Consider the following 24,623-nt stretch of genomic DNA (forward strand, 5'->3'; position numbering starts at 1 on the left):
TTAACTTATGGTTATGTTTTATGCCTATAAATACTCCAACTATCTTAACTTTTATTCGTATTGTAATAATTCCATTGATTTTATTAGTATTTTACATTCCCGATAAATATGTTTGCAGTGCATTTAGTAATGGTATTGCATCTATGCTTTTTATTTTGGCTGCTTTTACAGATTGGCTTGATGGTTGGTTAGCACGTCGCCTGAATCAGAGCACTTTATTTGGTTCTTTTTTAGACCCTGTTGCCGATAAGCTTATAGTATGTGCGTCTTTAATAGTTTTATTGGAGCTCGATCGTGTTAGTGCACTAGTAGTTTTAATAATAATAGGCAGAGAAATATTTATATCAGCTTTGCGTGAATGGATGGCAAGGATTGATGCTGAGGACATTATCGCTGTCCATAAACTAGGGAAGTTAAAGACCTTGGTTCAAATGATTGCAATACCTTGTTTGTTTTACGGAGAGCCTATTCTCCATGTTTATTTTTTCAAGATCGGATCCATACTAATTTCATTAGCATCCATATTGACTTTATTATCGATGTTTTTTTATATAAAATGCTCTTGGCCATCACTAAACAGTAAATGTTGTCCCAATGAGAACATTGATAATTAATTTTTATAATGTTCTAACACAACATGTGTTTTTGTTATAGAATACAAGAAACAAGCGATAATTTTTACTAATTCGGTTTTCATATATGAATTCTTCTCCACAAAATAGCCATTTATATGACAAAGATACTCGTTCTCGTGATTGGAAAATTATTCTTTTAATATCTTTTATACATGCGTTATCTCATTTTTTTCAGTTGGTTTTGCCATCGTTATATATAGCTCTTGGGTTAGAGTTTTCTTTAGATTTTGCCAAGCTTGGTTTTTTAGCTTCAGTCTTTTATGTAATATCTGGTGTTGGTCAGGTTATATCGGGCATAGCTGTAGACAAATACGGCCCATTTAAAGTCTTGTTATTTGGGATGGTAGCTTTTTTTGTTTCTAGCTTAACAATATCATATTCTTTTGGATATTTCTCATTGTTGTGTTCCGCTATCCTGGGAGGAGTTGGTAATTCTGTATTTCATCCTGCTGGTTATTTAATTATTAATAAACTGGTAAGTAATAATAGGCTAGGTTATGCATTTAGTTTACATGGTCTGTCAGGAAGTATTGGCTGGGCATGTGCACCTATTTTTATTACAACTGTTATATTCATGACCAATTGGCGAATGGCTGCACTCAGCGTTGCCTTACTATTTCTAATGTCTTTATTATTTGTTATTAGATCTAAGGATTATTTATATATTGATACTTCAACTTGTAAAAACGATGATAAGAGTAGTGAATTAAAAAATAAAGATTATATAGGGTCAATAGTGAAGATGTTTTCCCACTTTGCGATGTGGGGTGCTTTTATATTTTTTATAGCTACTTCGTTTGCCACATCTTCGATACAACAGTACACTATACCGATTTTAGTTAGGTTGTATGGTTTAAGCGAGATGTTTGCAGGGTCTATGCTATCAACATATATGGTGTCTTCCGCTATGGGAATATTTGTTGGCGGATTATTAATATCAGCTATGAGATTTAAGGAAGGTAATATTTTAATATCGCTCGTTGTTTCTGGTATTACGCTATTTGCTATATCTATTGGCCTAATCCCAACAAATTACATAACTGTGGCTTTTATTGTGGCAGGTTTTTGTTTTGGCATAGCTATCCCTTCTAGAGATATGCTAGTGAGAAAAATAGCATCTAAACATTCTACTAGTTTAGTATATGGTGTCGTTTATTCTGGAATGGATATAGGATCTGCTTGCGGACCAATACTATTCGGATTCATGATGGATTCTGGATTCTACAGGTTACCTTGGATGGTCGCAGGATTGATGTTGCTAGTTTCTGTATACATAGCTGAATGGTTAGATAAGAGGTCAAAGCAATAATTTAGTAAATTTTTTCATTGTCTTTCTGTTCTGCAATTTTCTAGTGGTGGTGGCTCATTTCTGTCACTTGTTCTCCATGGATTGATATCTATACCACCCCTTCTAGTGAAATTACCGTATACGCTTAAGTAGTTTGGTTGACACGTATATGATATATCCATAAATATTTTGTCTATACAATTTTCATGAAATCCAAGATGGTCTCTGTAGGATATTATGTATTTTAGTATAGAAGAATGATCTATTTTTATTCCTTTATATTTTATTTTAATGCTTGCCCAATCTGGTTGTCCTGTAACAGGACACCTTGATCTAAACATTCTGGATATAATTGTTTCAGAAACCACATCTACGCTAGTATTAGAGAGTTCTAATAATTCAGGAGATGGTTTATAAATATTAATTTTTACCTCTATATCATCTATACATAATCCTACATCACTAGATTTTTCTATGTATAGCATATGGAAGTTTTCAGGAGTGATCATTTTTATAAAGACTGGACACTGTATTGCATTCGATATGTCTTTATTTAAAATATCTTTGACTTCATTAATGTTTTCAAAATTAGTATTATTGAATGAATTTAAGTATAGTTTTAATGATTTAGATTCTATTATATTGAGGCTGTTTGATGGTATTTCAATTTTTGCAATTGCAATCTCTGGTTTCCCATTATTATTTAACCAAGATAGTTCATATATATTCCATATATCTAACCCATACATTGGTATTTTAGAAATAGTTTTCCTCGGAATTGCAAACAAATAGTTCGGATCATACTTGAATGAATATTCTATATCATGCCCTAAAGGATTTATATTGCCCATATTTATCGTTAATATTAAATTAAGTAAATCTATTATTTTATCTAAGTTAACATATTTCTTGTTGAAATTGCAATTTCATTTTTATGAAATCATTTATTGGTGTTTTAAGGAAATTTAATTAATTTAAGCTAATTTAATAACTTTATTCAAATTACTGTTTTTATATATTTTTCTTATTTGTTATAATAAATCCTCTTAACTGCCCAGAGGATAACCTTGCATTTACAATAATTTTTTATAAGTATCTCAAGCTGCTATTATCTATGTAAAACTACTATATAAATCTTTCGTATTTAAGTTTATTGCAAGAAAGTCACTATTAATTTACTATTTTACGATAAAGATATAAATATAATGTACATTGTTTAATTTTTATATGTTGTTATTTATTAAAACATTATATGTATATTATGTCTTTACTTAATTTTAATTTAGAGGCTATTAAGTAGTTGCTGTCATTCATTATATGTTTATATTCTTTATATATTAATTATATTTATAGGCTAATAATATTTATTTGTATACTAATATGCATTTATATGTTTGATTTTTCATAAAAAACACTAGCATGTATATCACTTATTGGTTTTATCTTGATAATGTTCGCATTAAAGATAACCAAAAAATAAATTAATATAAATAGTTTTATAATAATTATTTAGTCACATAGTTGGGTGTCATGACATGATTATCAGATGTTTATGCAATTTATTTTTGATGATTTTCTCCTCTATTGTTATTGGTTTTTCATCTTATGGTAATGAATGTTCTATCTCATTTGATCTAGAATATAGAGATAATTGTTTAGATAAATTGAGAAAAGATGCTCTTGACAATAATATATCTTATATGGATTTTGATCTTTTTACTAAAGATGTAAAGTTATTACATAACACTATAAGATTGAAAGATACGCAGCCGGAAGTTTCTTATAGTTGGAGTAAGTATATCTCTAATGCAATCAATACAAAACGAAAAGAAGAAGGACTTTTAGTTATAAATAAGTTTAAGAGTCAACTGGAAGAACTATCTAATATTTACAATATTGATTACGAGTTACTAGTAGCAATTTTTGGTATAGAAACTAATTATGGTAAAACATTAGGTAATACCAGTGTTTTAGATGCATGGTTTACTAGGGCTTGTACTGAGTCTAATCCATTATGGAAGAAAAATTTTTATGCTGCTATTACTATGTTACGAGATGGGCTGGTAGAAAAGGAAAAGTTTATTGGATCTTGGAGTGGTGCTTTTGGTATGACTCAATTTATTCCAACATCTTTTTATGAGCTTGCTGTAGATGGTGATGGTGATGGTATCATAGATTTATATGGGTCTATAGTTGACTCATTAGCTTCTACAGCCAATCATTTGAAAAAAAGAAATTTTAATTGGATACACAATGTCCCTGCTGCAGTAGAAGTATATCTTCCTAGAGATCTTTTAGTAAAAATTCCCATTGGGGTAGAATTTTTAGGAGATGATAGATATTCTTTAAGTGAATGGTTTAAATATGGAGTAATAATAATAGATAATCATGATATATATTGTAAAGATTTAGAACATGTGAAAGCAGTGATATTTGCTCCAACAGGATCTGAAGGCCCTATATTTCTAGTAAGTGATAATTTTAAATCTATATTAAGTTATAATAGGTCTAAGAAGTATGCTTTAGCAGTGTCTTTATTATTTAATTATTTTAAAAATAATGATGATTATTTACATGTTTCTTGGCCATTGGATAATATAATTAATCGATAAAGATAATTTTTTGTATGTCTTGTTTTATTTGTAAACAATTTTTTATCTACCGCTTTTGGTGAATGATATGAGAACCGATAAACTGACTGTAAAACTCCAAAAGAATTTATTAGATGCTCAAAGCTTAGCCGTATTAAATGACAATCAATACATTACATCTATACATATTTTAAAAGCTATGATAGATGATGAGGATACCTTTATTTCTAATATACTGGTTAGTTCTGGAGTTGTTATTAGTAAATTAAATACACTTTTGGATGTTGCATTAAAGAAACTACCTAAGGTTCATAATATAAATGATGTGCAATTAGGTAAAGAATTACAAGGATTATTTATTCGAGCTGAAAAAGAAGCTAGTAAAAGAGGAGATGATTATATTTCTAGCGAAATATTATTAATAGTTTTATCAGATGATAAAGGTGATGTTTCTGTTTTATTAAAGGAGTCTGGTCTAAAAACTAATTTGTTAAAAGAGTCTATTAACAATATTCGAGGGTCTGATAAAATATCTAATATGAATGATGAATCTAACCGTAATGCATTGTCTAAGTATACTACTGATGTTACTTCTTTGGCCCGCCAAGGTAAACTTGATCCAGTCATAGGTCGTGATGATGAAATAAGACGCACTATTCAAATTTTACAACGTAGAACAAAAAATAATCCTGTATTAATTGGTGAGCCAGGTGTTGGTAAAACAGCTATAGTAGAAGGATTAGCACAGAGGATAATAAATGGCGAGGTTCCTGATAATTTGCGTGATAAAAGAGTACTATCTTTAGATTTGGCATCTTTAGTGGCAGGAGCAAAATTCAGGGGTGAGTTTGAGGAACGTTTAAAAGCAGTATTAAAAGATATTTCAGTAGATTGTAGCAGCATATTGTTTATAGACGAACTACATACAATAATGGGTGCTGGCAAAGCAGAAGGATCTATCGATGCAGGCAATATGCTTAAGCCAGCATTGGCAAGAGGCGAACTACATTGTATAGGTGCTACTACTCTGGATGAATATCGTAAATATATAGAGAAAGATGCTGCCTTAGAGAGGAGATTTCAGAAAGTTATTGTAGATGAGCCAAATGTTGAATCCACGATAGCTATTCTTCGTGGATTGCAAGAACGCTATGAGATTCATCATGGTGTGGAAATTACCGATCCGGCTATAGTTGCAGCAGCAGAATTATCTAATCGTTATATTACTGATCGTTTTTTACCAGATAAAGCTATTGATTTAATAGATGAAGCTGGCGCTCGTATTAGGATGGAAATTGATTCTAAGCCGGAAGCCATGGATAAACTAGAGCGTAGAATTATTCAATTAAAGATAGAGCGAGAAGCAGTAAAGAAAGAATCTGACGATGTGTCTAAGAGAAGATTGTGTGTTATAGAAGATGAATTAAAGAAAATACAGCAAGAATACAATGATTATGAAAAAATATGGAAATCAGAGAAAAATGTTGTTGAAGGAACCAAAAACATAAAAGAAGAGATAGATAGCTTAAAAGCAAAAATGGCTGAATTTCAAAGAAATGGACAATACGATCGATTAGCAGAGTTGCAATATTCAAAATTACCAGAATTAGAAGAAAAATTAAAATCAGCAGAAAGTTATTCTATAAATCAATCTAGTGATAAGAAGTTTAAATTACTTCGTACTCAGGTAGGAGCTGAGGAAATAGCGGAAGTGGTTTCTAGAGCTACTGGTATTCCAGTGTCAAAAATGATGCAGGGAGAGAGAGAGAAATTGCTACATATGAGTGATTTTTTAAACTCTAAAATTATAGGACAATCTGAGGCAGTTAATGCTGTTTCTGATGCTATTCTTCGTGCCAGAGCTGGATTATCAGATCAGTCAAGACCTTCTGGTTCTTTTCTTTTCCTAGGACCTACAGGGGTTGGTAAAACTGAGTTAGCAAAAGCTCTTGCTGATTTTATGTTCGATTCTAGGGATCACATGATAAGAATAGACATGAGTGAATTTATGGAAAAACACTCAGTTGCAAGATTAATAGGAGCTCCTCCTGGTTATGTTGGTTATGAAGAAGGAGGTTATTTAACAGAAGCAGTTAGAAGAAAGCCTTATAGTGTTGTGTTGTTAGATGAAGTTGAGAAGGCTCATCCTGATGTTTTTAATGTTTTATTACAAGTCCTAGATGATGGACGTTTGACTGATAGTCATGGCAGAACTGTTGATTTCAGGAATACAATCATTATAATGACATCGAACTTGGGATCCAACCATATTCAGAGTATGATGAATGATACTTATGACGAGATACGCAAAGTTGTCATGGAGGAATTGAAGGCAACTTTAAGGCCTGAATTTCTTAATCGTATAGATGAGATTGTTTTCTTTCATAGCTTAAAGCTAGAGCAAATGTCTTCTATAGTAAAGATACAAATAGATCAATTGAAAGATCGTTTGAAACAAAAGAGTATGCGCATAGATTTAACAGAAAATGCTATTTCATCATTAGCAAATAAGGGTTTTGATATTGTGTTTGGAGCTAGACCTCTTAGACGTACAATTCAAAATTACATTGAAAACCCATTATCTAGATTAATACTAGAGGGTAAGGTTGGTGAAAATGACAGGATCAGTGTAAATTATTCTGATAATGAATTCACTTTCAAAATTAATAATTAATGTAAGTGAGTTTATATTTGTAATGGTGAAAGTTTTTTTATAAAACTTTTACCATTACTATTAAGTGCACGCCAGGATATCCATAATTTCTTTATGGGCGTTATTGATACCATTTCATTTGAAAAATCTGAGTTGAATGAGTCTATTTTTTCTAGTATTGCATAATTTATACCAGCGACAGCAAAACTTTCTCTGTATTTTTTATAATTATAAGAATTAATGTCGGTTATAGCATCTCTATATAAATCTTTTGCTCTTTTTACTTGAAACTTTATAAATTTTTTAAAATTCTCTGAATTTTCACCATTGCTTATATCTTTTATTTTTAAGTTGAATTTATCCAAATCCTCATTTGGTAAAAATATAATTCCATTTTTTGCATTTATGTATATATTTCGTATTGAGTTTGTAAGCTGTATTGCTATTCCGATCTTTTCATTGTAAATAGCAGCATTATCATCATCATTACAGAATACCTTATTAAAAAGACCACATATTACTCTATTAGTGGTCCAGTAGTTGTTATATAGATCCTTCAAGTTGTAAAAAAAATCTTTCTCTAAAATATTTTCTATATTATTTATAAAATAAATTAATTCATCACAAATGAATGGATATTCTTTTATATGCAAAGATAATTCTTTAGTAATTGGATGGTCTGACATTTCTTTTTGCATTCTATAAATTTGATTTTTCCACCATGCAATTTTTGAGTAAGCCACGGTCATCGTATGGCAATCTGACAATATGTTTTCTATTTTTTTATGTAGAGCGTACATTGAGATTAGAGCTCTTTTTTTATTACTAGGTAACAAAATAGTTGCATAATACATATTTGATCCAGCAGGAGCAAATTCTTTTTCACAGTATTCATTTGGTGTCATTTTAATTATTAATCAGTTATATAAATATATAGATAATGAAGCTTTATTCTAAATCCATTACAATTTATTAACAAATCTTTATCTTAATAATTGATTAATTTATCAAAAAAATTCACCTGTTTTAAATTATAAATTATTAGTTAAGATGTTCTTCATATGACAAAATCGAATTATAAATGTTCAAAGTGTGAGTACATTACTCATAAATGGCTTGGAAAGTGCCCAAGTTGTGGTTCGTGGAACTCATTTTCTGTTTCATGTATCGATGATATTTCTAATGCATATAAAAAAATAAGCACTAACATAGATGAAATCAAAAGACTTTCTGATATAGGAATTAGCAAATCAAATCGTATTACTGTGGGAATTAATGAGTTTGATAGGGTTTTAGGTGGAGGTCTAGTAGCTGGGTCTATAGTTTTAATAGGAGGAGATCCTGGTGTAGGAAAGTCAACTTTAATATTACAGTCTCTAGCATTTTTATCAGAAAACAATAATGTTTTGTATGTTACCGGTGAAGAGTCTGTTGAACAAGTTGCATTACGTGCTTCTAGACTAAATTTGTTAACAGAAAAGGTAAATGTGCTGTCTGAAATCAATATTGATAAAATTATTTCTTCTATTGTTGAGGTAAAATTTCAAATTGTTGTAATCGATTCAATACAGACCATGTTTAGCAATTTATCTAGTTCTGCACCGGGATCTGTTTCTCAAGTTAGGGATTGTGCTATACAAATCACAAGAATGGCAAAACAATTTGGCATTACAGTATTAATAATAGGTCATGTTACTAAGGATGGATCATTAGCAGGACCAAGAATATTAGAACATATAGTAGATACAGTTTTATACTTTGAAGGGGAAAATCATTCATTCTTTCGTATTATTAGATCTTTTAAGAATAGATTTGGTCCAGTTAATGAGATTGGTGCTTTTAAGATGACTGATCAAGGTTTGTTAGGTGTTGCAAATCCGTCCGCTTTATTCTTGTCTAAACATAGGGATAAAGTTTCTGGTTCATGCGTTATGGTAACTCAAGAAGGATCAAGACCATTATTAATTGAGATACAAGCGTTAGTAAATACCTCAAGCACATCTAATAGAAGATTACTTACAATTGGTTTTGACTCTAACCGTTTATCAATGTTGCTTGCTGTTATGAATAGGCAGGCAAAACTGCCAACTAGTGATAAAGATATTTTTGTAAATATTGTGGGAGGTGTAAGAATTATAGAACCATCTGCTGATTTACCAGTATTGCTAGCTATATATTCATCATTAGTTAACAAACCATTACCTTTAAAGATGATTTCATTTGGAGAAGTTGGTTTAGCAGGTGAGATCAGGCCAGCATCAAAAGGTCAAGATCGTTTAAAGGAGGCTGTTAAGCTTGGATTTAATATGGCCTTAATACCATCATCAAATAAACCTATAAAAAGAATAGAAGGCTTAGAAATATTAACCTCTAATAGATTAGAAGATTCTTTCAAGATTATAAAATCAATGTATTAACCATCTATTTACTAACACCAATAAATGTTTATTTTTATGGTGTTAGTATTTTAATTAATTATTATCAATTACTGGAATTTTCTTTGAAATGGTATTGCGTCTATTATTCTTTTATCAAATTTTTTGTAAAATTCAACATAAACTGGTTCCATCGCCATTGCAAAACTAGCTCTTTCTACTTCAGTTACTTGCATTCCTTCCTTCCTCAATCTATCGAGGCTTCTTTTCTCGATATCGTCTACAAAATCACGCATTTTCAAACAGGCAGCACGTCCAGATTTCTGAAAAAATTTCTTATCGGTAGATGATAGTTGTTTATATAATTTTGATGATACTAGTATTAAAGCTGGCGCATATACATGCCCGGTGAGAGATAAATATTTTTGCATATTGTACATTTGCGTTGCAATTATCACGGATAGTGGATTTTCCTGTCCGTCAATACTTCCATCCTTAAGAGCTTTAATAGCATCTGTTAGAGTCATCGGTACCGGTAATATCCCTATATAATCGAATCCAGCTACATGTATAGAATTCTGAGGTGTGCGTATTTTCAAACCCTTGGCATCCTCTGGTACTAAAACAGGTCTGACATTGTTTGTTAGATGACGGAATCCTTGTTCTCCCCATGCCAAAGCAACAATTCCTTTTTCTGGAAATTTAGAAAGAATATTTTTCCCGATAGGTCCATCTAATACATTCCTGGCATGCTGTAGATCATGCATTAGAAACGGTATATCGAACATGCCTATTTCTGGTATCAAATCCATAACAGCACTAGTTGATATAACAGCTAAGTCAATCTTACCGGACTGTAATCCCTCTATCACTTCATGCTCAGAACCTAGCTTATTATTAGGAAATTTTTCTACTATAAATTTACCTTTACTGACAGTCTCTAGAGAGTTAGCAAAAGCACTAGCCCCCGCCCCATAATGAGAAGTGCTAGATAGAGCGTGAGCTAGTTTTAACTTAGTCTCAGCCGCAGATGCAGGCATAACAGCTATTACCGCTAATACGGCTAATGCAATCCAATTAAGCCAAACATTTCGCATTCATCTACTCCTGAAAAATCAAAAGAAGTTTTTAAAAAATCAAACAGAGATATTCTAAAAAATGAATGTCTTCATATTGTCCCAAAGTACTCTATAAAATATGGATAAAAGACATACGCACATCTCACTTGTTTTTTAAAATCTTCATGCATACTAATTCTTAAAAGAATATTATATATTTATCTAAATTGTTTTATTGTTCTCAATTCAAACAAAAGCAATTACTATACCATTTAATATGTAAAAATACGCTATTAAAATAATGTTGATTATAAATTATTTGTTATATAAGGTATATTCATCATTTCTTTATTTATAAAAAACTTTATCATCTGTAAAGATTATACAATAATTGACAGTAGTTTGTGTTGGTGTGCAACCTTAAGCATTTTATTTAAATTAAATATTCCTGGTAAAATGATATCTAAAACAGTATGAAATATGGTTTTTGTCTTTAGAGAGAGCTATATTTTTTATATATCAAAGATTTTGTCTATAAAAAATATCAATAGATCTTAATTTTTTATATTCAGCGTTATATTTATGTGGTTTTATATAACAAAGTAAATAGCAATCATTCTAATTTTCTTTTTAATTGTAAAATAGTGCGATATAGTTGTTTTTCGTAATATTTGTGCTGATAACCAATGACAATTAATTGTATCTCATTATACTTGCTATATCTTTTTATGTTAATTAACTGCTTTATCGCTATAAAAACGTTGATTAAATTAAAGCATTTCAGCTTTGAGAACATAGAAAATATTATTAATGAACTTTCAAGTTTCGAACGTCGCTTGCACGAGGATATAATAGAGTCACACAGATTATATCGTAATGATATATTAGAACTAGCAAGGATTTTCCAGGTCGATTTTAAGTCTTTCCAGGACTCTATGAGAGATACTTTAAGTAGTGATGCCAGATCAAATCGTTCAGAAACAACCTCATCTTTCATGAAATTTTCTGACAGTTTTACAGAAAAATTGCAGGGATTAATAGAGATTAATGATAGACGTACTAAAGAAATTAGGTATACCTTAGAAAATAGATTACAAATCTTACAAAACAGCAACTCAGAAAAACTTGATGAAATAAGATATACTGTTGATGAAAAACTTCACTCAACTTTGGAGAAGAGGTTAGGAGAGTCTTTTAAGCAGGTTTCTGAGAGATTAGAAGCAGTTCATCAAGGATTAGGTGAAATGCAAAATTTAGCCGTTGGGGTTGGTGACTTAAAGAGGGTTTTGAATAATGTAAAAACTCGTGGCACATGGGGAGAGATACAGCTTTCAAGATTAATAGAAGATATTATGACTCCAGATCAGTATGGGCGTAACGTTAAGATTATCCCTAATAAGGATTTATTTGTTGAGTTTGCTATAAAACTACCAGGTTCCAGCAAAGAATCATCCCCTATATGGCTCCCTATAGATTCCAAGTTCCCAAAAGAAGAGTATGAAAGATTGATAGAGGCAAATGATAGCGCCAATATGGAAATTTCTAAATCAGCATCTAACGCTTTAGCAAAAGCACTAGAATTACAGGCCCGTAATATTTCATCAAAATATATAGAACCGCCTTATACAACAGAATTTGCAATAATGTTTCTTCCAACAGAAGGTCTTTACGCAGAGGTTTTACGCTATCCAGGGCTATTTGATAAATTGTTTAATCTTCATATAAATGTAGTTGGGCCAAGTAATTTAGCGGCTTTGCTTAACAGTTTACAAATAGGTTTTAAAACTCTTGCAATTGAAAAAAGGTCATCAGAAGTATGGAATATATTAAGGGCAGTCAAGACAGAATTTAGTAAATTTGGTGAGTCTTTGGCTAGCGTTAAGAAAACTTTAGATACAGCTAGTAATAAATTAGGCCAAACAGAAGTAAGATCTCGTGCTATGCTTAACAACTTGAAGTCTTTAGAAATTCTACCTGATAATACTGAAGCAGTCCAATTATCTGAAGATATACATAAAGATTAATTTTAAAATACATTTTTTATGATGATGCTTATATGAATACTAATAAAAGGCAACTTGATTTAAAACAAAAAGTGTCTAGGGCTGCTATAGATTTTATAAAGCCTTACATTTTAGATAATAATTTTTTTATTGGTATTGGAACTGGATCTACAGTTGATTTATTCATTGATGAGCTAGCGGTCTTTCGTAGCAATATTGGTGGCGCTGTGGCTAGTTCTGAGAGGACTAGACTTAAATTATTATCTTGTGGGATAAGAGTCTTGGATCTTAATGATGTTAGTAGCTTACCTTTTTATATAGATGGAGCAGATGAGATAGATAGATCTCTTTGCATGATAAAAGGTGGTGGCGGAGCTCTAACTAGAGAGAAAATAATTTCTTCTGTGTCAGATAAATTTATTTGTATAGCAGATGAGAGTAAACTAGTTGAGCATTTAGGTAGTTTTCCTTTGCCTATAGAAGTTATACCTATGGCTATCAATTCTGTTTCTAGGAGAATAGCTTCATTAGGAGGGAAGTCGATACTTAGAGATGGTTTTATAACTGACAATGGAAATTCGATAATTGATGTTTATAATTTACGTATACAAAATCAATTAAATTTAGAAAAAGAGATCAATAATTTCCCAGGTGTTGTCACAAATGGTTTATTTGCAATAAATAGGGCAGATGTATTGATTTTGGCTACAGAAATGGGAATACAACTAATTCGCAGAAGTTGATTCCTCATATGATATTAGTCATTAGACAATGGGGTGTATCCGTCAATTTCAATATTCTGGTCTTCGAATAAAAAAGTTTCCATTTTGTTTTTAAGAAATTCTCTAGACTTTTGATCAGCTAGGTTCAAGCGATTCTCATTTATAAGGCGGGTTTGGATATTTATCCACTCTTGCCAAGCTTCCTTAGATACATTATTGAATATGCGCTCTCCAAGAAGTCCTGGATAAGGAATATTATCTAGACCTGCTAGCTCTCTTTTTAATTTGATACAATTAACAATTCTACCCATAAATAATAGCCTAAAATAAATTGATAAAAAAATGTATTTCTTGTTATAGCAGTTTAGTCATGTTTAATATTCTTTATAAAAATCAGACTATTACGTGATCTGTTATAACTAGTTTGTTTCTCTTTTGGCAAATCTTGTATTCCACATTGAACGAATCCTCTTTTTAAAAACCAATGAGAAGTTTTTGTAGTAAGTGCAAATATGCGCCTAGCGCCAAAACTTTTGGCCCTAGATTCAATATGCCTTAATAGAAGCTCTCCTTCTCCTGTACTTTGCCATTCTGGATGAACTATTAAACATGCTAGTTCTGCCATTTGTTCATTAGGAAACATATATAATGCAGCACAGCCATATATTACACCATCATGCTCAAGCACAGTAAATTTTTCCAGATCACGTTCTATTAGACTTTTTGGTCTAGGGACTAAAGTACCATCTGTTTCTAGAGGCTCTATCAGACTAATTATTGCCCCAACATCATCTATTGTAGCAGGCCTTAGGTCATCAAGATTATCTTCAACAACCATGGTTCCTACGCCATCATGCGTAAATATTTCTAATAGTACACTACCATCCAAGGAGTAGGAAAGTATATGAGCTCTTGCTACTCCTTTTTTTACAGCTAATGAGGCATATTTTAGAAATTCACATGTTTCTCCATCTAGATTGTTAGATTTAATAAGTACATCGGCATCCGCTCTTGCCAATTCTGTGTCTATAGATCCGTCATCATTGGGAACTCCATTAGAATTTGATAAGAATATAAGTTTTTCTGCTCTTAGTGCTACAGCCGTGCTTGTTGCTAATTCTTCAAGAGCTAAATGAAACGCATCACCTGTAGGTGAAAACCCTAATGGAGATAATAAAACAACAGAAGATACTTTTTCAATTGCAAAATTTATTGCCTCTACATCTATCTTTCTTACTTTTCCAGTATGTAGAAAATCTACTCCATCTAGTACTCCAACAGGTCTTGCTGTAACGAAATTTCCTGATATCACCTTGATTTTTGAATGAGACATTGGGGTATTAGGTAATCCTTGACTAAAAGATGCCTCAATATCTAACCGTATTTCACCAGCTGCTTCTTTTGCACATTCTAGAGCTGCTGCATCTGTTGGAGCCATTAGTCCTCTGTCAAATATTTTATATATTCCCTTCAGCTTTAATTGATCGTTGACTTGAGGTCTTGATCCATGTACTAGCACCAGTTTAATTCCTAAAGCTGATAATAAAGACAAATCCTGAACAAGAGTATTAAGTGCTCCATACTGAATCAAATCTCCATCGAAAGCTATAACAAAGGTTTTCCCTCTAAATGCATGCACATATGGCGCAACTTCTCTAAACCACCTAACGAATTGTGTTTGCGGATTCTCACATGTGTTATATCTATCTGCTTCCATATATACAATACCTAATTAATATAATGTAATAACAAATTATTAATATAAAATACGATAATAATAGTTATTTTTATATTGTGTAAACAATTTATTTTAACTTTAAACTTATTTGTTATTTTGATTTAAAGATTATTAAATATACGTTAGCTAGTGATCAGTAAAGGAACTGGTATTTTTTATGTCTTATGATTTTAAATCTTTTGTGCATTTACGTGTACATTCAGAATTCTCTATTGTAGATGGTATAGTTCGAATAGAAGAGTTGATTAATTTAGTAAAAGATTCTAATCAACCTGCTGTTGCCCTAACAGATTTATCTAATGTTTTCGGCATTATAAAATTTTATAAAACTGCTCGCGCTTCAGGTATAAAACCTATAATTGGTTGTGATGTTTGGCTAACTAATGATAAAAATAGAGATAGGCCTTTTCGGATTTTATTGCTTGTTTGTAATCAGGAAGGCTATCTAAATTTATGTTCTTTGCTTACGAAATCTTTTTTATGTAATCAGTATAACGGTAGAGCTGAACTACGTAAGGAGTGGTTATCTGGTAATAATGGCTTAATAGTCCTTTCAGGAGGTCCTCTAGGTGATATTGCATATGCTCTAGAAATAAATAATTATGCTTTGGCATTAGATTTAGCAAATCAGTGGAAATTAATGTTTCCTGATTCTTTTTACATAGAATTACAGAGAGTAGGTTTTCCTGGGGAGGACAATTATAATCATGCAGCATTAGAAATAGCTTCAAAATTAAATTTACCTGTGGTCGCTACTCACCCTATTCAATTTCTAAGAAATAGTGAGTTCCAATCTCATGAAGTTAGAGTATGTATAGCTGAAGGTTCTCATCTTTCAGATTCAAAAAGAATTAGTCGATTTAGGAAAGAGCAATATTTTTTAATTCAGAAAAAAATGTTTGATCTGTTTTCTGATATACCTTCAGCAATATTCAATACTATTGAAATAGCTAAACGTTGCAATTTAACTCTTCGTTTGGGAGTTCCTAATTTACCAAAATTTGAGATAGATTCTAGATATTCACTGAGTGATTACTTAGTTTCTATGGCAGAAGCAGGATTAAAGAAAAGACTTGATTTCCTTGGTATTGATAAAATAAATGATGATAGTAAAAATGCATATTACAATCGTCTACGTGAGGAGTGTGTAACCATTAATCAGATGGGGTTTGCTGGATATTTCTTAATAGTACAAGATTTCATTAACTGGGGTAAAAAGAATGGAGTTCCAGTAGGTCCAGGTCGTGGATCTGGTGCTGGATCTTTAGTTGCATACGCTTTGGGCATCACTGATATCAATCCCATGGATTATGATTTGCTTTTTGAGCGCTTTCTGAACCCTGAGCGTGTATCGATGCCTGATTTCGATATTGATTTTTGTCAAGATAATCGTGATCGTGTTATAGACTATGTGAAATCAAAATATGGTTATGATGCTGTTAGTCAGATAGCGACTTTTGGAACTTTTGGAGCCAAAGCTGTTATTAGAGATGTAGGAAGAGTTTTAGGGATGCCTTACTCATTATGTGATGGCTTGTCAAAATTAATTCCTTTTAGTGTATCCGAACAATGGACTCTATCTAAAGTTTTAGATTCAGACGCTGTATTTAAAGATAGATATGAGAAAGAGGAAGAAGTTAGAACATTGATAGATATTGCCAAACCATTAGAAGGTTTAGCGCGGAATGTAGGTATGCATGCTGGAGGTGTTTTAATTGCACCTGGAAAGCTGACAGATTTTTGCCCACTATATTGTCAACCAGGTCAAGAAAATAGTGTTGTTTCTCAATTTGATAAAGATGATGTTGAGTCCTCTGGTCTTGTTAAATTTGACTTCTTAGGTCTTAGAAACTTAACTGTTCTTGATTGGTCAGTCAAATATGTTCGGCAATGTAATAAAGGAATGGATAATTTCTCTATTATGTCATTACCATTAGATGATAAAGGTACTTATGATCTATTATCTAAAGGTAATACAGTGGCTGTTTTCCAGCTAGAATCAAAAGGGATGAGAGAGTTATTAAAAAGATTAAAACCTAGTAATTTTGAAGATATTATTGCTGTTCTTGCTTTATATAGACCCGGGCCATTAGAATCAGGAATGGTAAATGATTTCGTGAATCGTAAACATGGCCTGTCAAGTATAAACTATTTCCACGAGGATCTTGAAAGTGTTCTTAAAAGTACTTATGGAGTTATAGTTTATCAAGAGCAGGTTATGCTTATTTCGCAAATAATAGGTGGATATTCTCTTGGAGGTGCTGATTTATTGCGTAGAGCAATGGGTAAAAAAGATCCAGAGGAAATGTCTAAGCATCGTGTTATTTTTGAAAAAGGGGCCATTAGTAATGGTTATGATTCAGACCTAGCTATAAAATTATTTGATTTGATGGAGAAATTTGCTGGATATGGTTTTAATAAATCTCATTCAGCTGCATATGCCTTAATTGCATATCAAACTGCTTGGTTAAAAACTCATCATCCAGCAGAATTTTTTGCTGCCACCATGTCTTCTGATATGGATGATACAGATAAAATACAATCAATATTTCATGATGCCAAAAAAAATAATATAAAAATTCTTCCGCCAGACATAAATCTTTCTGAATTTAGATTTAATCCAGTCATTGATTCATCTGACGGAAATAATAAAATCGCTATTCGTTATGGCTTGGGAGCAATTAAGGGAACAGGTAAATCTGCTATTGAAGATATTGTGAAATCTAGGATAGATAAAGGACCATTTAGTGATATCTTTGATTTCTGCTATAGAATGTTTAAGATTTTAAATCGTCGTGCAATAGAATCATTAATTAAATCAGGAGCTTTTGATTCTACTAATTCTAACAGATCTGAAGTTTTAGCTTCATTAAATACGGCATTGGAAATAGCAGAACATAGGAATACAAATATTAATCAATCTTCATTATTTGAAGATGATTATGAAAAAGAAATGCCTAGTTTGCAACAGAAAAAAAATAATATAACAGAATGGGATTTGCTAACCAAGCTTACAGAAGAGAAGACTGCAATGGGGTACCATTTCAGTGGTCATTTATTTGAATATTGGCGTGACGAAGTAAGACAGATAGTTCCTAATACTTTATCAAAAATAAGGCCAAGCAAACAATTACAGTGGGTATGTGGCATAATTATTTCCATAAAAATTATAACAACTCGTCGTGGAAAGATGGTTATAGCTTTGATTGACGATGAGACCGCTCAAGTAGAGATAGTAATATATACAGATTTTTATGAGAAGAACAAAAATGATTTGCGTGAAGATAATTTAATAGCAGCTAAAGTAGCTGTCAGTGATGATGCGTACTCAAATAATTTGCGAGCTATAGTAGAACAAATATATAGTATCAATGATATTAGAACTTATATGTCTAGGGCTATAAGAATATCTACAGATAGTGAAATTGATTTAAAGTTATTGCGTGACTTATTGGAGAATTTCTGTTTTAAAAGAGAACAAGAAAAACACCTTGTCCCTATATATTTAGCATATACAAATTTAGATAGCAAATTCTCATGTACTGTAAAACTAGGTGATATATGGAGAGTTACAGTGAATAATGAATTTTTATCAAGATTATGTTCTTTTATTGAAGGCAAAGGATCTGTTGATATTATTTACTAATATAAATTTGCATAGCTTTATACAATGATGATATGTATTAAGTTATCAACTTACTCATTCTATATCATGAGCTGTTTATCAATTTTTAAAAATAAAGCATCTTCGTTAAGTAGGAAACATTTTTTATAATCTGAGTATTTTTTAGATTTCTAACGAAAAATAAATCGGTATTTATATTAACATAATAAGCATTAGATTTCTCATAAAATACCGTATGTTTATTATTTGCAAATAAATAAGCTTCTTAATGTAATACATTGTGTGCATGGAATTTGTATCTTTGTTAAAATTTGCTATTCATGTAGTTGTCTGGGATTTGTTAAATGTGTTTTTAATCATGCAGTTAGCACAGCTAAATTGTAAATTTTACTTGATTGGCATTCTATATAATGACTGATTTTTTTTTAATTAGAAGACTTAGTAGGATTGCTCGGAGCCATTGGTCTGGTTTATTAGCAGCATTTGTTTTAATGGTTTGTTCTGCTGTTACACAACCGCTTTTATCTCTTATGATGAAGCCGCTTATGGATGATGGTTTTTCCTCTCCTGAAGGATTTTTTCTATTGCACATCCCAGTAATCCTGATTTTTCTTATATCTATAAGAGGGGGGTGTAATTTTCTTAGTGACTATTTGTTGGCATATGTAGCAAACAAAATATTATATGATATGCGTATAAACATGTTTTCAAAACTTCTGGAATTATCGGATATAAATTATTCTCATCTGGATAAAGGCAGACTTTTAAATCGTTTTACTATAGATGCAAGTAGTGTTACTAACATAATTGTCAAAGTTATTGCTGCCATAGTGAGGGAGTCACTAGTAATAGTTGCTCTTCTAGCAGTATTATTATACATTTCATGGATTTTGACTACTATTGTCATATTTATGTTGCCTATAATAGTATTAATAATAAAAATACTTACTAAAAAAATACGTGTAATAAGTAAGAATGCATTAGATATGAATGCAGATTTCACTAGTTTAGTTGTTAGCTCTATTGATGGTCAACGAATTATTAAGCTATTTGATGGTTATGATCAAGAAAGACGTAGATTTAGCATTGTAGTAGATAAACTAAGAAAATTTGCTTTAAGAACTGCAATTGCAGATGCCGCTTTAGGCCCATTAATCCATATGTGTATTGCGATATCAGTGTCTATAATAATAGCTATTGCGTTAAATCAAGCACAAAATGATATGATGACTGCTGGCAGTTTTATTTCATTTATAATGGCTCTAGCACAGATACCTGATCCAATGCGTAGATTGACGCATGTTGTTGGCAAACTACCTAAAATGATTGTTTCTGCAGAAAGTGTTTTTTCTTTAATAGACATGGAAGAAGAAATGAACAATGGCAAATTATTATTATCTAATAAGAGTAAGGTAGGTTGTCGAATAGAATTCGATAATGTATTTTTCAAATATTGTGATAGTTGTGATTATATTATAAAAGGTGTTTCTTTTGTATTGGATCCTGGTAAAACAATTGCTCTGGTAGGTAGATCTGGAAGCGGTAAAACTACCTTGATTAACATGTTACCACGTTTTCTTTATCCAAGTCATGGTAAAATTTTAATAAATGGAATTAATGTAAATAATTATGATTTACATAGCTTGAGGTCTAATATTTCTTTTGTATCTCAAGATGTTTTTTTATTTAATGATACTATTGCTGCAAATATAGGGTATGGATCTCCATTTGAAATTAATATTGATCGAATTTATAACGCATTAGATGCAGTTGATTTATTAGATTTTATAAAAAAATTACCGAATGGTATTTATACTAAGGTTGGGGATATTCGGTTATCAGGCGGTCAGCGCCAGAGGTTATCTATAGCAAGAGCTATTTTGAAAAATTCACAAATTATGATATTAGATGAAGCAACTTCTTCATTAGATAATGAATCTGAGAGAAAAGTTCAGAATTCTATAGAGAAGCTTCTAGATAAGGGGCATACTACATTAATAGTCGCTCATCGTTTGTCAACTATACGTAATGCGGATCGTATCTTGATAATAAATTCTGGGATTGTTGAAGAATCAGGGAATCATGAAGAGCTTTTAAATAATAGTAATGGTCTCTATTCGTCATTATACAATATGCAATTTTACGGCAAATAAACCCATCACAGCAATATAATATCATATTCTTCCTGTGAATAGCTGTTATCAACTGATAATGATATAGGTTTATGTATAATATCGCCTAACTTTGTTAGGTGCTGGCTCTCTTCTTCTAAAAATAGATCTATTATTTTTTGTGATGCCAGAATACGAAATTCTTTTGGGTTAAATTGCCTTGATTCTTGTAATATCTCCCTTAATATTTCGTAACATACAGTTTTTGCCGTTTTTATATATCCTTGAGAATTGCACTCTTGGCAATTTTCACATAATTGGTTCCTTAATGAATCTCTAGTTCTTTTTCTTGTAATTTCTACAAGACCTAATTTAGTGAAACCACTAATGGTGGTTTTTGTTTTATCTTTAGATAAGTATTTTTGCATCTCTTGCAAGACAATTTCTTGGTGATTAGCATCTTCCATGTCGATAAAATCTAGAATTATTATTCCTCCTAGATTACGCAAGCGTAATTGTCGAGATATTGCTTGTGCTGCTTCTAGATTAGTACGAAAAATTGTTTCTTTAAGATTTTTACCTCCTACAAATTTACCTGTATTTACATCAATAGTTGTCATTGCCTCTGTTTGATCAATTATTATATATCCACCTGATTTTAGATCTATTTTTCTAGATAAAGCCTTTGTTATTTCTTGATCTATGTTTGCAAGATCAAATAGTGGTCGTTCTTCTTTATAATACTGAATTTTGCTTATCACAAAAGGGGCGTATATTTTTGACCATTCTAGTAGCTTATTTGTTAATTGTAAGGAGTCTACGCGTATCGTTTTAGTTAATGGAGTTGCTATATCTCTTATAACCCTCTGAGATATATCTAAGTCCTCATGTAAGATGCATGGTTCTGATTTGTTTTTAGAATGTGATAAAACATCACTCCATAATTTATTTAAATATTTCACATCCAACCTAATTTCTTCATTTGATGCATCTTCTGCATTGGTTCTTATTATATATCCTCCATTTTCTTTATCAATGAGCGATTTCAATCGATCTTTTAGATTAGTCCTACCTTCTTCTGAATTTATTTTCTGTGAAACTCCCAAGCGATCCTCATTTGGTAAATATACTAACACTCTTCCTGCTAGACTAATTTGTGTTGTTAGGCGAGCTCCCTTTGAACCGATCTGATCTTTTATAATTTGTGTTATTATAGTTTGACCTGGGAAGATTAGTTTTTCTATCTGAGTTATGTTTGTAGAATTTAATCGTTCTTTACGGTTTTCTTGCAAATCCATTATATGTATAAATGCTGATCGCTCTAATCCGATGTCTATAAAAGCACTTTGTAACCCAGGCAATACTCTGATAACTTTTCCCATGTATATATTGCCAACTCTTCCTTTTTGTGAGTTGCGTTCTATATGTAATTCTTGGATTGCTCCATTTTCTATTATTGCAATGCGGGTTTCAAAAGAGGTAACATTAATAAAAATATCATCGTTCATGGTAAAGAAAGTAATTATGTTGTTAATAATTATGGTAGTATACTAATCATTGTAAAATGACATATTCAAATCATTAATTAAAGGTTTGTGTTGTTTTAAAATTTTAGACAACAAAAAAATATTGACATTTTTCTTATTAAGAGCGAGAATTCTTTTTCTGCAACTGATAAGTAATTAATTGTCAGGACTATGCTCTTTAACAACAAACAATCGATAATTGTGGGTACTTGATGCTAGTTTTAGAATGTAAGATTTTACATTTAGCTAATTAGATAAAAGTACTCAATAATGTACATGGTTTTAGAGAAATACTCTAAGACCCCGTTCATTTTTTGGGTAGCGACGTATTCTAAGTCTAAATCAGACTTAAATTACGTATAAAAAATACAGAGATTAAACTGAAGAGTTTGATCCTGGCTCAGATTGAACGCTAGCGGAATGCTTTACACATGCAAGTCGAACGGCAGCACAGATTTCGGTCTGGTGGCGAGTGGCGGACGGGTGAGTAATATATCGGAACGTGCCCAATAGTGGGGGATAACTACGCGAAAGCGTAGCTAATACCGCATATTCCTTAAGAGGGAAAGTGGGGGATCTTCGGACCTCACGCTATTGGATCGGCCGATATCGGATTAGCTAGTTGGTGAGGTAATGGCCCACCAAGGCAACGATCCGTAGCTGGTCTGAGAGGACGACCAGCCACACTGGGACTGAGACACGGCCCAGACTCCTACGGGAGGCAGCAGTGGGGAATTTTGGACAATGGGGGAAACCCTGATCCAGCCATTCCGCGTGTGCGATGAAGGCCTTAGGGTTGTAAAGCACTTTTGGCAGGGAAGAAACAGTGTTGGATAATACCCAACATGAATGACGGTACCTGCAGAATAAGCACCGGCTAACTACGTGCCAGCAGCCGCGGTAATACGTAGGGTGCAAGCGTTAATCGGAATTACTGGGCGTAAAGAGTGCGCAGGCGGTTCGGAAAGAAGGATGTGAAATCCCAGGGCTTAACCTTGGAACTGCATTTTTAACTACCGAACTAGAGTGTATCAGAGGGAGGTGGAATTCCGCATGTAGCAGTGAAATGCGTAGATATGCGGAGGAACACCGATGGCGAAGGCAGCCTCCTGGGATAACACTGACGCTCATGCACGAAAGCGTGGGGAGCAAACAGGATTAGATACCCTGGTAGTCCACGCCCTAAACGATGTCAACTAGCTGTTGGGACCTTCGGGTCTTAGTGGCGCAGCTAACGCGTGAAGTTGACCGCCTGGGGAGTACGGTCGCAAGATTAAAACTCAAAGGAATTGACGGGGACCCGCACAAGCGGTGGATGATGTGGATTAATTCGATGCAACGCGAAAAACCTTACCTACCCTTGACATGTCTAGAATCCTGAAGAGATTTAGGAGTGCTTGAAAAAGAACTAGAACACAGGTGCTGCATGGCTGTCGTCAGCTCGTGTCGTGAGATGTTGGGTTAAGTCCCGCAACGAGCGCAACCCTTGTCATTAGTTGCTACGAAAGGGCACTCTAATGAAACTGCCGGTGACAAACCGGAGGAAGGTGGGGATGATGTCAAGTCCTCATGGCCCTTATGGGTAGGGCTTCACACGTCATACAATGGTCGGGACAGAGGGTCGCCAACCCGCGAGGGGGAGCTAATCCCAGAAACCCGATCGTAGTCCGGATCGTAGTCTGCAACTCGACTACGTGAAGTCGGAATCGCTAGTAATCGCGGATCAGCATGCTGCGGTGAATACGTTCTCGGGTCTTGTACACACCGCCCGTCACACCATGGGAGTGGGTTTTACCAGAAGTAGTTAGCCTAACCGAAAGGAGGGCGATTACCACGGTAGGATTCATGACTGGGGTGAAGTCGTAACAAGGTAGCCGTATCGGAAGGTGCGGCTGGATCACCTCCTTTAAGAGCATTAAAACTAAGTATTAAGTATCCACAATTATCGGTTGTTAAAATAGCTGTGATTGTTAGTAAGCGCTGGTTATGACAGATTATCTATTGATTTTATATTGCATTGTATATAGTGTGATCAGTAATAGGTATGGGTCTGTAGCTCAGCTGGTTAGAGCACCGTCTTGATAAGGCGGGGGTCGTTGGTTCAAGTCCAACTAGACCCACCATAAATGTTTGGGCAAAACCTTTCGATACTTTGGGGGTGTAGCTCAGTTGGGAGAGCGCCTGCTTTGCAAGCAGGAGGTCATCGGTTCGATCCCGTTCACCTCCACCACACACAGAGTTTAAATCTTATACATAGGCATTTAAGTATAAGATTTAAGCTTTATTAAATAAGCTATT

Annotated in this window: 15 protein-coding genes, 2 tRNA genes and 1 rRNA gene; 12 read left to right on the forward strand and 6 right to left on the reverse strand. The window is 32.7% G+C overall.

Going from position 1 to position 24,623, the window contains the following annotated elements; genetic code table 11:
• Positions 1-20: 20 nt before the first annotated feature.
• Entirely contained in the window at positions 21-614 is a 594-nt protein-coding gene (pgsA, locus tag ST1E_RS00960) for a CDP-diacylglycerol--glycerol-3-phosphate 3-phosphatidyltransferase (protein ID WP_015389380.1), read from the forward strand.
• 85 nt (positions 615-699) lie between these two features.
• Positions 700-1,944, forward strand: a complete 1,245-nt coding sequence (locus ST1E_RS00965) for an MFS transporter (RefSeq protein ID WP_015389381.1) — start codon at positions 700-702, stop codon at positions 1,942-1,944.
• 14 nt (positions 1,945-1,958) lie between these two features.
• On the opposite strand, the gene queF is transcribed toward ST1E_RS00965, so the two are convergent.
• Positions 1,959-2,774 (reverse strand): NADPH-dependent 7-cyano-7-deazaguanine reductase QueF, encoded by an 816-nt coding sequence (queF, locus tag ST1E_RS00970; protein WP_015389382.1) that lies wholly within the window; start codon positions 2,772-2,774, stop codon positions 1,959-1,961.
• Between the two features lie 717 nt (positions 2,775-3,491).
• Here queF and ST1E_RS00975 point away from each other — a divergent pair.
• Positions 3,492-4,535, forward strand: a complete 1,044-nt coding sequence (locus tag ST1E_RS00975) for a lytic murein transglycosylase (protein ID WP_235043591.1) — start codon at positions 3,492-3,494, stop codon at positions 4,533-4,535.
• A gap of 67 nt (positions 4,536-4,602) precedes the next feature.
• A complete protein-coding gene (gene clpB, locus ST1E_RS00980; RefSeq protein WP_015389384.1) occupies positions 4,603-7,188 on the forward strand; it encodes an ATP-dependent chaperone ClpB in 2,586 nt (861 codons plus the stop codon).
• An 11-nt stretch (positions 7,189-7,199) separates the two neighbouring features.
• On the opposite strand, the gene ST1E_RS00985 is transcribed toward clpB, so the two are convergent.
• On the reverse strand, positions 7,200-8,072 hold the full coding sequence (locus tag ST1E_RS00985) for a phytoene/squalene synthase family protein (RefSeq protein ID WP_015389385.1): 873 nt from the start codon (positions 8,070-8,072) through the stop codon (positions 7,200-7,202).
• Positions 8,073-8,228: 156 nt separating this feature from the next.
• Here ST1E_RS00985 and radA point away from each other — a divergent pair, with 156 nt between their 5' ends.
• The gene (gene radA, locus ST1E_RS00990) at positions 8,229-9,584 is read left to right on the forward strand and encodes a DNA repair protein RadA (RefSeq protein ID WP_015389386.1); all 1,356 of its coding nucleotides are present in this window, start codon (positions 8,229-8,231) and stop codon (positions 9,582-9,584) included.
• Positions 9,585-9,652: 68 nt separating this feature from the next.
• Here the strand turns inward: radA and dctP are convergent, their stop codons facing one another.
• Positions 9,653-10,639 (reverse strand): TRAP transporter substrate-binding protein DctP, encoded by a 987-nt coding sequence (gene dctP, locus ST1E_RS00995; protein WP_015389387.1) that lies wholly within the window; start codon positions 10,637-10,639, stop codon positions 9,653-9,655.
• Between the two features lie 689 nt (positions 10,640-11,328).
• Here dctP and ST1E_RS01000 point away from each other — a divergent pair.
• Together ST1E_RS01000 and rpiA are read left to right on the forward strand one after the other, a co-directional pair.
• On the forward strand, positions 11,329-12,624 hold the full coding sequence (locus tag ST1E_RS01000; RefSeq protein WP_235043592.1) for a DNA recombination protein RmuC: 1,296 nt from the start codon (positions 11,329-11,331) through the stop codon (positions 12,622-12,624).
• A gap of 32 nt (positions 12,625-12,656) precedes the next feature.
• Complete coding sequence (rpiA, locus tag ST1E_RS01005; protein ID WP_015389389.1) at positions 12,657-13,346, forward strand: ribose-5-phosphate isomerase RpiA; 690 nt, start codon at positions 12,657-12,659, stop codon at positions 13,344-13,346.
• Positions 13,347-13,360: 14 nt separating this feature from the next.
• On the opposite strand, the gene ST1E_RS01010 is transcribed toward rpiA, so the two are convergent.
• Together ST1E_RS01010 and argA are read right to left on the reverse strand one after the other, a co-directional pair.
• On the reverse strand, positions 13,361-13,636 hold the full coding sequence (locus ST1E_RS01010; protein WP_015389390.1) for an oxidative damage protection protein: 276 nt from the start codon (positions 13,634-13,636) through the stop codon (positions 13,361-13,363).
• Positions 13,637-13,689: 53 nt separating this feature from the next.
• A complete protein-coding gene (gene argA / locus ST1E_RS01015) occupies positions 13,690-15,042 on the reverse strand; it encodes an amino-acid N-acetyltransferase (RefSeq protein ID WP_015389391.1) in 1,353 nt (450 codons plus the stop codon).
• Between the two features lie 178 nt (positions 15,043-15,220).
• Here argA and dnaE point away from each other — a divergent pair, with 178 nt between their 5' ends.
• Together dnaE and msbA are read left to right on the forward strand one after the other, a co-directional pair.
• Positions 15,221-18,709: a DNA polymerase III subunit alpha gene (gene dnaE, locus ST1E_RS01020; RefSeq protein ID WP_015389392.1), complete on the forward strand. Its 3,489-nt coding sequence runs from the start codon at positions 15,221-15,223 to the stop codon at positions 18,707-18,709.
• A gap of 389 nt (positions 18,710-19,098) precedes the next feature.
• Positions 19,099-20,841, forward strand: coding sequence for a lipid A export permease/ATP-binding protein MsbA (gene msbA, locus ST1E_RS01025; protein ID WP_015389393.1), 1,743 nt, complete (start codon positions 19,099-19,101; stop codon positions 20,839-20,841).
• A gap of 5 nt (positions 20,842-20,846) precedes the next feature.
• On the opposite strand, the gene ST1E_RS01030 is transcribed toward msbA, so the two are convergent.
• A complete protein-coding gene (locus ST1E_RS01030; RefSeq protein WP_015389394.1) occupies positions 20,847-22,307 on the reverse strand; it encodes an Rne/Rng family ribonuclease in 1,461 nt (486 codons plus the stop codon).
• 395 nt (positions 22,308-22,702) lie between these two features.
• On the opposite strand from ST1E_RS01030, the gene ST1E_RS01035 reads away from it, so the two are divergent.
• From ST1E_RS01035 to ST1E_RS01045, 3 genes are all read left to right on the forward strand, one after another.
• A 16S ribosomal RNA gene (locus tag ST1E_RS01035) occupies positions 22,703-24,233 on the forward strand.
• A gap of 138 nt (positions 24,234-24,371) precedes the next feature.
• Positions 24,372-24,448: transfer RNA gene (locus ST1E_RS01040), tRNA-Ile, on the forward strand.
• Between the two features lie 31 nt (positions 24,449-24,479).
• Positions 24,480-24,555 (forward strand) — tRNA-Ala (locus ST1E_RS01045).
• Positions 24,556-24,623 lie beyond the last annotated feature (68 nt).

Source organism: Candidatus Kinetoplastibacterium galatii TCC219 (genome assembly GCF_000340905.1).
Lineage (GTDB): Bacteria > Pseudomonadota > Gammaproteobacteria > Burkholderiales > Burkholderiaceae_B > Kinetoplastidibacterium > Kinetoplastidibacterium galati.